The following is a 12,679-nucleotide window of genomic DNA, read 5'->3' as shown; positions in this document are numbered from 1 at the left end:
TTATATCTCAATGTTCATACAGCTATGCACGTTGCCGCATAGTGGATGAGCTCTAAGAGCATAGTTTTTACATAATAATATAACATTCTGTTCATAAATCAATGTTTCAACGTACAACAAGAACATTTTCATTGTGATTAAGATTTCTAGTATGTATATTAATAAATCTTGTTCTCAACTAAGTAATGAAAGTAATAATTGTTATAATAATGTTATTGTGTAGCAGTTACACAATGGCAAGCGAGCGAATAAGTCTAGTGGGTAAAAAACTATCTCAAGGATATGTAGCTCCAGTGCTTACAGAAGATAGCGTTATTTTATCAGACAAGCACGGCGCTTTATATTCCTTTGATATTGATAACTCAAAGGCTATGAATTGGAAATTACACCTCTCACATAGGAAAAAAATTGGTAACATGAGCCTATCGCATTATGAAAAAAATGTTTTCTTTATAGTGGATAACACTTTACACGCAATAGATGCAAAAACTGGCAAGATTGAGTGGGAAAAAGAATTGAGAGCTCCAGTAAGAGGGAAAGCAGCAGTAATAAATAATAAATTGGTAGTATTGACTATTGATAATTATCTGTACGTGTTTGATATAAAAGATGGCAGCTCCGTTTGGGCTTATCAAAACGGTATCAATGAGGTTCGAGGTTTGTATTCCATATCGCCAACAACTTCTAACGATAAAATAATAGCACCATTTTCAAATGGTGAGTTAATAGCTTTTAATGAAGACGGTAAAAAATTGTGGAGCCAAAAATTGGCTACAAACCTTTTGGATACACAGCTCACAGATGTAACTACTACACCGAGAGTGCTTGGCGATACTTTAATAGCTACAAACAATTCTTATATTTATGGTATTGACGTGAAATCAGGAAATATTTTATGGTCAAAGTCACTGCAAGTAAAAAGTGTATCAGACATTGAGTCATATTATAGTCCTCTTATTCCTGCAGAGAAACAAAAAGAAGGCGGAAGAATTTTTATAGTAACTGAAGATAATAAAATAATCGGCCTGGATATAAAAAATGGAAAAACAGTCTGGTCATCTGATTTAATAGAAAATACGCAATTGTTTGCTCCAATTGTGCATGCCCATACACTGTGGGTGACAAGCAATAAAGGTTCAATGCTTGCTTTTCCTGGATCTAAAAGTGCAGGAAAGGTAGTCAAAGTACCTGGTAATGTGTTTCACACTCCAGTGTTTACTCACGATAAAATATATGTAACAACTGAGGGAAATGGTGTTTATTCTTTAGAAAATAGGTTTGTTCTTTATGATTGATTATGATCTGATTGTTATAGGTGGTGGTCCAGGCGGTTATAAGTGTGCTATCGCTGCTGCAAAACTTGGATTGAAAGTTGCCTGCATAGATAAAAATAGCATTTTTGGTGGTACATGCTTGCGGGTTGGATGCATACCTTCCAAAGCACTACTTCATTCTTCCTATCAGTATGCTCACACGAAAAATGATCTGTCGAAGCTTGGCATAAAAATTAAGGATGCAAGTTTCGATTTAAAAGAAATGCTAGGCTATAAGGACGCCAGAGTTCAGGAGCTTGGAAAAGGTATAGAATATCTGTTTAACCTTCACAAAATCACTAAAATCAATGGACTTGGGAAAATTACTTCTTTTGACCAAGGTAATCTTGAAGTTTCAGTTGAAGATAAGGTGCTGAAGACAAAAAATATAGTAATTGCAACCGGTTCTGACGTTATTTCTTTGCCAGGAATTAATATCGATGAGAAAAGTATTATTTCATCAACTGGTGCATTGTCTTTAACTGAAGTACCAAAAAAACTTGTCGTAATCGGAGCCGGGGCAATAGGGCTTGAAATGTCTTCTGTATGGAGGAGGCTAGGGTCTGAAGTCACTGTAGTAGAATTTTTTGACAGAATCGCTGCAGCAATGGATGGAGAATTAAGTAAGTCTCTACTTTCTAGTCTACAAAAACAAGGAATAAAATTTTTACTTAGTACTAAAGTTGAGGGAATAAAACAAAGTAGTAACTCTTTGAGTGTGAAAGTTTGCTCTGTAAAAGATAATCAAACAAACACTATAGAGGCGGATAAGGTATTGGTGGCAGCAGGACGCAAACCATGTACTGATGGTCTTGGTATTGATGAAAAAATAGAAAAAGATAATCGCGGTTTCGTTCAAGTTAACAACAGATATGAAACTAATGTGAAAGGAATATTTGCTATTGGTGATGTGATTGGTGGAGCAATGCTTGCTCATAAAGCAGAGGAAGAAGGAGTGGCAGTTGCAGAGATAATAGCAGGACAGTCACCTCACGTTGATTATGAAATTATACCATCTGTCATTTACACTCACCCTGCGGTTTCTTCGATCGGTAAAGCCGAAGAGGAACTCAAAAATGCTGGCTATAAGTACAAAGTTGGTAAATGTCAATTTGCTGCAAACGGCAGAGCAAAAATCACTGATGATGCTGAAGGATTCGTGAAAGTGCTGACTTGTAGCAGAGCAGATACAATACTAGGTGTGCATATCATAGGAGCATACGCTGATACGCTAATCAACGAAGCAGCGGTTGCAATGGCATATGGCGCAGCAGCAGAGGATATATACAGAATTTGTCACTCTCATCCTGATATAAATGAAGCCTTTCGAGATGCGTGCATCGATGCTTTCTTTAAAAAATAATTGTGGACCTCAGTTCAATCATTGAAAAATGGTATGAGTGGCTGAGGTGCAACAGATCTTATTCACCAAACACTTTAGAGTCATACATGAGGGACTTGAAGGATCTTATAAGTTTCCTAAATACTCACATTGGTGGAGAAGTAAATGTCGGCACTTTGGAAAAATTGAGCGTACCTGAGTTAAGAAGTTGGCTTACCTCTCGTTACGCAAGAGGTGTGAATGCAAGATCTAACGCTCGTGCATTGTCAGTAATCAGAAATTTTTTCAAGTACATAAAAAACAACTACAATATAGACAATGAAGCTGTATTTTCCTTATCAAGGCCAATTCAGAGAAGAACTCTGCCAAAAGCATTATCAATACCTGATATAAAAACTTTAGTAGACTTTTTCTTACATAACCACTATTTACACGGGGCTCACTCTTCTTTGTCATTCCAGTGCTTGACACTGGAATCCAGAAAAAAAGAAGAATGGATCCCAGTGTCAAGCACTGGGATGACAGGAGGCAACGCAAAAACTTTAGTGAAAGAAACGGAATTATCTGACCTGGGTGAACCTTGGGTGGTCAAAAGAGAGATTGCAATTATTGTCCTGCTGTATGGCACAGGTTTAAGGATTAGTGAGGCGCTAAGTCTTAAGGTTAGTGATGTCAGCAGCGAAAACCTAATAATTACAGGTAAGGGAGGTAAACAAAGGCAGGTATTTATTCTTCCGGTAGTAAAAAAGTGCATACAAGAATATATAAAAGCTTGTCCTTACCTTGGCATTGACGATGAAGCACAATATCTCTTTGTGGGAGTAAGAGGAAAAAAGTTGGGAAGAACTTACGTCGCTAATCGCTTGCAGAAAATAAGGAGAACGTTAAACTTGCCAGAAATTTTATCTCCACACGCATTCCGTCACAGTTTCGCCACTCATTTGCTTCAAGAAAATGTTGACATAAGGTCTATACAACAACTGCTTGGTCATTCGAGTCTTGAGACCACTCAAGTTTACACTCACCTCAATTATCAAGATGTTTTTAACATGTACAAAAATTTTCAGCAGAGTTTGGAGAAGAAGCCAAAACCTTAACTTCATTCTAAACTGATAACATGTATCCGTTCAGGGGTGTGGCTTAAGAGACAATAGATAGGAGATTTTGAGAAGGGTTGAGCTTCTTTTGCCTCCAGGTTAGGTACAATGAGATCACCCGTTCAAGAAACATGTTTCCTTGTACCGACTGTGTAAAATACGAATTCTTACGATAGACTACATAATGCCGTATCTGTCGCTCAACATGAGACCTGCTGAAAAAGGTGATTGAAAAAATGATGTGAGAGAGGTAGAAGAAGAATAAGCAGATCAAGTAAGGAAAAAAAATGAGCTTTAGTTACTATAATATGAAAAAACACCCAAGAAACTTTCGTAATATAACAGGTTTAACTATAGAGGAGTTCGAAAAAGTAGTGGAAAAAGTGAGGTCTGGATGGGAAAAACAGAAAAAGTGTCATGGTAGAAGATCAAAACTACCAACTCTGGAAGATAAGTTGTTTTGCGTAATTTTGTACTATCGCACTTACATAACACATAGATTTTTAGGATGCCTATTCAATGTACACAACGCAAATGTATGTAGGTTACTTAAGAGAATAGAGCCATTACTCGCCAAAAAAGTGACTATAACAAAAGATAGAAGTATGACGCCAGAAAAAATACTGAAGATTTTGGCTGATGTTACAGAACAGCAAATACAGAGACCAGAAGATAGTAAAAAACGGAAGAAATCATATTCAGGAAAAAAAAGAACCAACACTATGAAAACTGAGATTATTATCGAAGAAGGAGGAAGAATTTTATCAGTGTCAAAGTCATACCGTGGTAGAATTAGTGATTTCTGCATAAGGAAACAAGAAAAATATTTACCACTTGATAGCATAAAACATGCCGATTCTGGATATCAAGGTTGGCAAAAATTGCAAAGCAATGTTATAATTCCATATAAAAAGTATCGTAAAAAGCCATTAACTCCAGAGCATAATAGAAGATTAGCATCATTTAGAATGAGAGTAGAAAACAAGATCCGAGAGATAAAGATATTTAAGATTATGTCGAATGTTTATCGCAATTTTCAGAAAAAATATAACCTGAGGTGTATTAAATAAGACTTGATCTGACACTTTAAAAAAGCAAGTTATAAAATAATAAAAGAAAGGAGTGTTAGAAATGAGTACAATACAAACAAAAATACTAAAACCAAAGCTAGGGTTATTAGAACTAGCAAAACAACTAGGAAATGTATCTCAAGCATGTAAAGTGATGGGATACTCAAGAGATACATTTTATCGATTTAAGGAGTTATATGAAAATGGAGGAGAGGGAGCATTACATGAAATAAGTAAGAAAAAACCGCTATTAGCGAACAGAGTTTCCGATAATATAGAAAGAACAGTGATTGGTATAGCAACAGAATTTCCAGCATATGGGCAAGAAAGAGCTGCAAATGAACTGAGAAAAAGAGGTATAATAATTTCTCAGGGAGGAGTAAGGTCTGTATGGCTAAGAAATGACCTTGAAACTCTCAAAAAGAGACTTAAAGCACTAGAGACAAAAGTAGCTCAAGACGGAATCATTTTAACTGAAGAACAACTTGCAGCTTTAGAAAAAATGAAAGAACAAAAGGAAGCTCATGGTGAAATTGAGACGCAACATCCAGGTTATTTGGGTTCTCAAGATACCTATTATGTGGGCAATATCAAAGGTATAGGGCGAATTTATCAGCAGACTTTTGTTGACACTTATTCCAGGGTTGCAATGGTTAAACTTTACACGGACAGAACAGCTATTACAGCTGAAGATCTTCTCAATGATAGGGTTATTCCATTTTTTGATGAGCAGAAAATTCCATTATTACGCATTCTAACTGATAGGGGTACGGAATATTGTGGCAAGCCAGAAAATCACGCTTATCAGCTATATTTGGGAATCGAAAATATCGACCATTCTAGAACCAAAGCCAACTCTCCACAAACTAATGGCATATGTGAAAGATTTCATAGAACTATGCAAGATGAGTGTTACAATATTATCTTTAGAAAGAAAATCTACAATTCTTTGGAAGATCTACAGATTGATGTTGATTGTTGGTTGCATTCTTATAATGATACAAGACCTCACTCTGGTAAGTACTGCTATGGAAAAACACCTATGCAGACTTTTCTTGATAGCAAACATATTGCTTTTCAGAAAAATATTAGTAGCATTAAACAAGAGACTGATATTAGTTTTAACTACCTCAATTCTTCTGTCAGTTAATTCTTGCCTGTCAGATTAAGTCTTATCTTTTACACAACCACTACTCACAACTTTACCTTCCAAATTACAGTGTTTACGTCTGCATATCCCAAATATTACTTTGGGCATTAGCTTCTTAAACAATCCCTCCAACATAAGTGCTTGCAGTTGGCTACCTACTTATATTTATATAAATATAAGAGCATTTATGTGGTTACTCCGTTCCATGATCTTGTTTCACGTTGGACTTAGATTCCTACTGTTTGCCGGAAGCTGAGAACATCAGTAACTAAAGTTTTCAATCTTTAGTTCCCCTTTGTGCTTCGTACCGTTTTGGTCTATGCTTAGTCCAACCTCTTTTCGCATATTGTGCTTTGACGACAATTCAGACGTAAGTTTCTCTCGTAATCATATCCAACTCTGTTTGCAGGGATTCACCACGAGGTTTAGTGTTACCTGCTTTTATCTCATGCTTGCATCCCAAAGGTTGCCACTCTTTGATATGTGAGATATACATTATCCCTGATGTCTGGGAAGATGGAATTTAACCACCACAAAACCATGACCTTCCGGGTCGCACTAAAAAAGTAACACCATTTTTCGAATATATTTTCTAATTGATCCTCTTTTGTTTTTGTAAACTTTGGCAATTCAATAAAGACAAATTTAAAATCTTTTAAGTAATGGCCGTTAGTTTTTATATCACGTATATTATAAGTAGAGATATAATCAACTTCTTCAGGAAGTAAGTTACAATTTGATATAGCAATAAAGAAGACTTTCTTTAAATCAATGTAGTTGCCAGATTTATCTAATTGTCTTGAGTAGGCTTTAGCGGCATATAATTGAGCGCGTTTTTTGAAGCCCTTGTCTCTAGCGAGCTGCATTTCTGCTATATATCTATTTCCATGAGAATCCTTGCAGAGAACATCAACAATACTTTGTTTATCAGAGGCAACTTCGGAATCCATAATAGTGCTAAGAAACTCAACTTCTTGTATTGCATTTATCTCAGTAAACCCTAGAATATCGTTCAAAAAGTGGATCAGGATATTCTTATTTTTTTCCGTTCCAAAGATTTTTTTGAAACACAAATCATTGCGAGGATCGAGAAATTTTGATGGCAAAAATGCTTGAAAATATTAATAATTATACACACAATTATTCAATCATATTTTTGAAGATAGCTAATTTCTGTATTTATTTTAAATTGAAGAAAACTCAAATGAAAGATCGTGCTTTGCTAAAAATCACAGAATGCAGTCTGGTTACACATATAGTTGAAGTAATTCAGATTTATAAGATATGTTTATCTGCAGTTATAGCTTCAACAGTAGGCGTTACTCTTGATTACCTCAACATTTTCTCTTGGCAATTCTTTAATGAATCGAGAAGTGCGCATCGGTTGCCACTGGTTGTTAATTTCCCTCTTATCTGCACATGAAATGATTAACCTTTCCTTTGCCCTGGTTATGCCAACATATGCAAGTCTCCTTTCTTCTTCTAAAGCTTTACCACTTTTATCTTCAAAAGATCTTTGATGAGGAAATAATCCCTCTTCCCAACCAGGTAGAAACACGCACGGGAATTCAAGTCCTTTGGCTGCATGAAGAGTCATAACATATACGGTGTCATCGTTATTCATATTATCCACTTCCATCACTAGACTTATATGCTCCAAGAAAGTTGTGGCATTATCGAAATTTTTTAAAGATGAGATGAGCTCCTTGACGTTTTCTATTCGTGCTAAGCCTGTTACCTCCTCATTTTCAAGCATTTCAATATACCCTGATTGGTTTGCTACGATTTTAACGAATTCATGCAGTGGTTTTACGCTTACTATTTCTTCCCAAGCTTTAATTTTATTTAAAAAATCATTTAGTGAGAGTTTAATTCTTTCGGTTACTTGATTACTATTAACTAATATTTTTGCTGCCTCAAAAAAAGAAATTTTGTTATCCTGAGCAGTCGTGTATATTTTCTTTAGAGTTGTAGCTCCTATGCTTCTTTTTGGCCGATTTACGATCCTTTCGAAAGCTAAGTCATCGTTATTGTTTGTAACGAGTCTTAAATATGCAATTATATCCCTGACTTCCTGACGTTCGTAGAATTTTACACCACTTATAATCTTGTAGGGAATTGAATATTTTATAAAATACTCTTCCAGAACTCTAGTCTGAAAAGTCGCCCTTACCAGCACTGCAATGTCACTAAATCTGTATTTATTGAGCTTTAATATCTGTTCGCTTATGAACCTTGCTTCAGCTTTTCCGTCCCATAATTTTATTAGATTTACCTTTTCCCCTTCAACGTTTGTTGTCCACAATTTTTTTTCTAAGCGAGTCTTATTGTGATTGATAACATATGACGCAGTTGCAAGTATGTGGGATGTTGACCTGTAGTTACACTCTAGTTTAACGGTTTTTGCATTTTTAAAATCATCGGAAAATTTCAAAATATTTTCAACTTCTGCACCACGCCAACTATATATCGACTGGTCATCATCTCCTACACAGCAAATATTTGAGTGCTCTTTTGCAAGGTATTTTAGCCAAAGATACTGTATTGCATTTGTATCTTGATACTCATCTACCATGACATATTTAAACTTGTTTTGGTAGTAGGACAGAACTTCAGTCTTTTTATTAAAGAGTTGTATGTTATGTAGCAATAAGTCACCAAAATCGACAGAGTTAAGGAATTTTAACCTTTCCTGATACTGGTGATAGACTTTGAGTGCAGTTACGTACACTGGACTAAATGATTGAATATCTTCCACTTCAGATGGCAATAAGCACTTCTCTTTCCATTGCTGAATAATATTCATAATGGTCTTACATTTTTCTGGTAGGTAATCAGGGCTTATTTCATTAATAATATTTTTTATTACCTGTAATTGGTCATCCACACCAATGATTGTAAAATTGGAATTTAGCCCCACGACTTCAGCATGATGACGTAGAATTTTTGCTGCAATTGCATGGAAAGTGCCAAGCCATGGTATGTTTGTGCCTGTTAGCTCAAGTACCCTTGATACCATCTCATTTGCTGCTTTGTTTGTGAATGTAACAGCTAATATTTCATCAGAATAAGCATGACCGTTTCTAATTATGTGCGCTATTCTTGAAGTAATCGTTCTTGTTTTTCCCGTTCCGGCTCCTGCCAATATTAAAACCGGTCCATCTATGTTAGTTGCAGCTGATTGTTGTTCTGGATTTAGCAGTGAGAGATAATCGTTCATTTGCAGCCCTATAGATTATAACTTCGTAAAGTTAAACCTATGATCGAAATATTGTAAAGGTTTTATTGAATAGAACAGTTAAAGAATGCTTCACTCAAGTACTACATATTTAAATGTAAGGTTTTGCATCTATCTTGTTGGGGTAGTTTCAGGTGTATGCTGAGTAACAACAACTTGATTTGAGGTGTTGGCACCAGTTGTTGGGTGGATAGGTGGAGTTTGGAATGGCTTATATGTACAATTTAGTTCCTTCATTTCTATTTCTTCAACTTCAACAAGGGATTTTTCTTTTGGGGTATAGTGATTATGCATTGCAGGTCGTTCAGTGAGACTTTCATATATTTCTTTCAACCAAGTTCCGATATCATACATAAATCCATACGCTTTTTCTTTAAATTCTCTCAATGATCTACTGAAACTTGCTAGTGTATTATTGAAGTAAATTGTCACATAATCTCTTGTGGTGTATTGATAACTCCCTCTATTTAATTTTTCACTTTGCTTGTCACAAGTTTTGAAGTAACCAAATATGTTATACATTTTGAGCTATCACCAACTATTAACATACATATATTATACGTTAATAAATTAAAGTTGTCAAGAGTGTTTATTGCATTACTGATAAAATACTCTATATAATAATTTAAAATGGCTTTGTAGTACAGTGTTTTAAATGTTTAATATAATATTGACTTTACAACGATAGTCACTTTAAATTAGTAATTGTTGTTGCAGTTAAAGTATCGATGCCTTTTTTCTTTTATTTTTTTGCAATTCTTAGTATTTTATCTGCTGTTTGTGTGATTAGTGTAAGAAATCCTGTGCATGCAGTGTTATTTTTAATTTTCACCTTCGTTAACTCTGCAGTGCTTTTCATTCTCCTTGGAGCTGAATTCATTGCTATGATGGTACTGATAGTATACATCGGTGCGGTTGCAGTGTTATTCCTCTTTGTAGTTATGATGCTCGATATTGACTACATAAGGTTGCGCCAGGGTTTTGCAAAGCATTTCACTCTTGGTGCTATATTATGTGTTGTGTTTTTTCTAGTCATCAGCTTTGTAATCCGCAGCTCAGCACCAAATATAAGCAATGTTATAAACTATAATACTAATAACGTGAAAGCTATCGGTAATTTGCTCTACACTGACTACATGTACGCTTTTCATCTCTCTGGTATTCTGCTGCTTGTTGCAATTGTTGGTGCAATTGCTCTTACTTTGCAGGACAAGAAAAAAGGAGTTAAAAAACAGAATGTATTAAAGCAATTGACACAATCTTCATCTGTAAAATTGGTTAAGGCTAAATTTGGAAAAGGAGTAGAATGGAAATAGGATTAAATTATTTTTTGATAGTTGCTGCTGTTTTGTTCACTATTGGGGTGTGCGGTATTTTCATTAACCGTAAGAGCATAATCAACATACTGTTATCAATAGAAATATTATTGCTGGCGATTAACATCAATTTAGTTGCTTTTTCTGCCTTTATGAATGATATAGTTGGGCAAATTTTTGTGATGTTTGTGTTGACTGTTGCGGCAGCAGAGTCAGGAGTTGGACTTGCAATATTGGTTGTATATTATAGAAGCCGTGGCAATATAGACGTTGAACAAGCAAATTTAATGAAAGAATGAAAGTATGATGGATATACTGAAATTAATAGTATTTTTGCCACTCTTTGGTTCGCTATTTGCAGCACTTTTTAGAAAAAGTCAGTTAGTTACAACGGCAGGGATTGGAATATCTGCAGTTTTATCTTGGTATGTTTTTCTCACCTTCTCTGAAAATTATCACTTGAGTTTATTTCCTCTATTTTCATTAAGTGTATTAAAAGTAAATTGGGCAATTAGTGTGGATGCTCTCTCATCCTTAATGCTTATTGTTATTACCACCGTTTCACTAGTAGTCCACCTCTATTCTATCGGTTATATGGAGCATGACAAAGGGAAGTCGAGGTTTTTTTCTTACCTATCGCTGTTTACGTTTTGCATGATTGTGCTGGTTGTAAGCGATAATTTCGTGCAGCTTTTTTTTGGCTGGGAAGGGGTTGGCCTATGTTCTTATTTACTCATAGGATTTTGGTTCCAAAAATATTCTGCAAATAATGCAGCAATTAAAGCATTTGTTGTAAATAGGGTAGGAGACTTTGCACTATTGATTGGGATCTTTCTCATTTATTATACATTTCACTCTTTGAAATTTACTGAAGTTTTTGACACAGCTGATCTTCTTGGCGCGCAGAACATTAGAGTATTCTGCTGTGAATTTAAAATAATTCACATAATATGCATATTACTTTTTATTGGCTGTATGGGTAAATCTGCACAGCTTGGTTTACATGTTTGGTTGCCAGATGCAATGGAAGGGCCAACCCCTGTTTCTGCACTCATTCATGCAGCAACAATGGTAACAGCAGGTATATTTTTAATAGCAAAATGTTCACCACTTTTTGAATTATCAAGTATTGCAAGGGAATTAATAGTTATTGTTGGTGCACTCACTGCTTTTTTTGCAGCTACTGTTGCGATTACTCAGAACGATATAAAAAAAATAATTGCTTATTCAACCTGTAGTCAACTTGGTTATATGTTCATGGCATGTGGGCTTTCTGCTTACAATGTTGCTATTTTTCACTTAATGACACACGCTTTTTTTAAAGCTCTACTATTTCTCGGTGCTGGCAATGTAATTCATGCAATGCATCATGAGCAAAACATTCAGAAAATGGGAAATTGCTGGAAGAAAATCCCTTGCACTTACGCTCTCATGTGGATTGGGTCTCTTGCGCTTTCTGGAATATTTCCATTTGCAGGTTTTTACTCAAAGGATTTGATAATTGAACATGCTTATAGCACGGATAGCTTTGCTTTTGTAATAAGCTTAGTTGTTGCATTCTTCACAGCGTTTTACTCTTGGAGGTTATTGCTTCTTGTGTTCCATAGCCAAAAACAAAGTAAAATTAATATACATGAGGCACCAAAGATTATGCTTATACCATTACTGATACTTGCTTTTGGATCGGTATTTTCTGGAGTGTGGGGAGCAAATATTTTGAACATAACTAGTAATGCGTTTTGGAAATCAAGTTTAATGGTGATTGATGAGCATGGAGTTCATAATTTCTTTATAAAACTGCTGCCAACCTTAGCGAGCCTAAGTGGAATAGCTCTTGCGTACCTGATTTACCAATATCAAGTAATTAGGCAAATTAAGAGTAAATTTTTACTTAAGTTTTTGCAGAATAAATGGTACTTTGATGAGGTGTATGAGTTTGTTATAATTGCACCGATAAGGTTTATATCTAGGCTTCTATGGAAGTTTGATGTTAAGGCTATTGATTCATTTGGACCAAATGGTGTTGTAAGGTTGGTTAATGAATGTTCAAAAAGTTCTATAAAGTTACAAACTGGTTATATATTTGATTATGCATTTATTATGTTTGTTACTTTAATAATCGGTGCTTTATATATTATTGGAATTAAATAGAA

10 protein-coding genes and 2 pseudogenes are annotated in these 12,679 nt (G+C 35.2%); 8 read left to right on the top strand and 4 right to left on the bottom strand.

Going from position 1 to position 12,679, the window contains the following annotated elements; translation table 11 throughout:
* The first annotated feature begins 185 nt into the window (after nucleotides 1–185).
* From MWH06_01210 to MWH06_01200, 3 genes are read left to right on the top strand one after another with little or no spacing between them, the layout of a single operon-like run.
* Nucleotides 186–1,295, top strand: coding sequence for a PQQ-binding-like beta-propeller repeat protein (locus MWH06_01210; GenBank protein ID UPA55307.1), 1,110 nt, complete (start codon nucleotides 186–188; stop codon nucleotides 1,293–1,295).
* Complete coding sequence (lpdA, locus tag MWH06_01205) at nucleotides 1,288–2,676, top strand: dihydrolipoyl dehydrogenase (protein UPA55306.1); 1,389 nt, start codon at nucleotides 1,288–1,290, stop codon at nucleotides 2,674–2,676. The genes MWH06_01210 and lpdA overlap by 8 nt, the downstream gene beginning before the upstream one ends.
* A 2-nt stretch (nucleotides 2,677–2,678) precedes the next feature.
* On the top strand, nucleotides 2,679–3,752 hold the full coding sequence (locus tag MWH06_01200; protein ID UPA55305.1) for a tyrosine-type recombinase/integrase: 1,074 nt from the start codon (nucleotides 2,679–2,681) through the stop codon (nucleotides 3,750–3,752).
* Nucleotides 3,753–3,795: 43 nt separating this feature from the next.
* On the opposite strand, the pseudogene MWH06_01195 reads toward MWH06_01200, so the two are convergent.
* A pseudogene (locus tag MWH06_01195) lies at nucleotides 3,796–3,963 on the bottom strand (IS66 family transposase).
* A 76-nt stretch (nucleotides 3,964–4,039) separates the two neighbouring features.
* On the opposite strand from MWH06_01195, the gene MWH06_01190 reads away from it, so the two are divergent.
* Entirely contained in the window at nucleotides 4,040–4,822 is a 783-nt protein-coding gene (locus MWH06_01190; GenBank protein UPA55304.1) for a transposase, read from the top strand.
* A 61-nt stretch (nucleotides 4,823–4,883) separates the two neighbouring features.
* Complete coding sequence (locus MWH06_01185; protein UPA55303.1) at nucleotides 4,884–5,972, top strand: IS481 family transposase; 1,089 nt, start codon at nucleotides 4,884–4,886, stop codon at nucleotides 5,970–5,972.
* 560 nt (nucleotides 5,973–6,532) lie between these two features.
* On the opposite strand, the pseudogene MWH06_01180 reads toward MWH06_01185, so the two are convergent.
* From MWH06_01180 to MWH06_01170, 3 genes and pseudogenes are all read right to left on the bottom strand, one after another.
* Nucleotides 6,533–7,078: pseudogene (locus MWH06_01180) on the bottom strand (Rpn family recombination-promoting nuclease/putative transposase).
* Between the two features lie 200 nt (nucleotides 7,079–7,278).
* Complete coding sequence (locus tag MWH06_01175; protein UPA55302.1) at nucleotides 7,279–9,192, bottom strand: UvrD-helicase domain-containing protein; 1,914 nt, start codon at nucleotides 9,190–9,192, stop codon at nucleotides 7,279–7,281.
* Nucleotides 9,193–9,321: 129 nt separating this feature from the next.
* A complete protein-coding gene (locus MWH06_01170; GenBank protein ID UPA55301.1) occupies nucleotides 9,322–9,642 on the bottom strand; it encodes a hypothetical protein in 321 nt (106 codons plus the stop codon).
* Between the two features lie 296 nt (nucleotides 9,643–9,938).
* Here MWH06_01170 and MWH06_01165 point away from each other — a divergent pair, with 296 nt between their 5' ends.
* Genes MWH06_01165 through nuoL form a run of 3 tightly spaced genes read left to right on the top strand, consistent with a single transcriptional unit; the run spans nucleotide 9,939 to nucleotide 12,677 of the window.
* Complete coding sequence (locus MWH06_01165; GenBank protein ID UPA55300.1) at nucleotides 9,939–10,526, top strand: NADH-quinone oxidoreductase subunit J; 588 nt, start codon at nucleotides 9,939–9,941, stop codon at nucleotides 10,524–10,526.
* Nucleotides 10,517–10,825, top strand: a complete 309-nt coding sequence (nuoK, locus tag MWH06_01160; protein UPA55299.1) for an NADH-quinone oxidoreductase subunit NuoK — start codon at nucleotides 10,517–10,519, stop codon at nucleotides 10,823–10,825. Before MWH06_01165 ends, nuoK begins: the two co-directional genes overlap by 10 nt.
* 4 nt (nucleotides 10,826–10,829) lie before the next feature.
* Nucleotides 10,830–12,677, top strand: coding sequence for an NADH-quinone oxidoreductase subunit L (gene nuoL / locus MWH06_01155; GenBank protein UPA55298.1), 1,848 nt, complete (start codon nucleotides 10,830–10,832; stop codon nucleotides 12,675–12,677).
* Nucleotides 12,678–12,679 lie beyond the last annotated feature (2 nt).

Origin of the sequence: Wolbachia pipientis (assembly GCA_023052945.1) — a bacterium.
In the GTDB taxonomy this organism is placed as follows: domain Bacteria; phylum Pseudomonadota; class Alphaproteobacteria; order Rickettsiales; family Anaplasmataceae; genus Wolbachia.
This window is presented reverse-complemented; position numbering and strand designations above follow the sequence as displayed.

Excerpts from the sequence above, each read along its gene's own strand:
- MWH06_01210 (UPA55307.1), top strand. The coding sequence starts at position 186 with ATGAAAGTAATAATTGTTATAATAATGTTATTGTGTAGCAGTTACACA.
- MWH06_01165 (UPA55300.1), top strand. The coding sequence starts at position 9,939 with ATGCCTTTTTTCTTTTATTTTTTTGCAATTCTTAGTATTTTATCTGCT.
- MWH06_01185 (UPA55303.1), top strand. The coding sequence starts at position 4,884 with ATGAGTACAATACAAACAAAAATACTAAAACCAAAGCTAGGGTTATTA.
- lpdA (UPA55306.1), top strand. The coding sequence starts at position 1,288 with ATGATTGATTATGATCTGATTGTTATAGGTGGTGGTCCAGGCGGTTAT.
- nuoK (UPA55299.1), top strand. The coding sequence starts at position 10,517 with ATGGAAATAGGATTAAATTATTTTTTGATAGTTGCTGCTGTTTTGTTC.
- MWH06_01175 (UPA55302.1), bottom strand. The coding sequence starts at position 9,192 with ATGAACGATTATCTCTCACTGCTAAATCCAGAACAACAATCAGCTGCA.
- nuoL (UPA55298.1), top strand. The coding sequence starts at position 10,830 with ATGATGGATATACTGAAATTAATAGTATTTTTGCCACTCTTTGGTTCG.
- MWH06_01190 (UPA55304.1), top strand. The coding sequence starts at position 4,040 with ATGAGCTTTAGTTACTATAATATGAAAAAACACCCAAGAAACTTTCGT.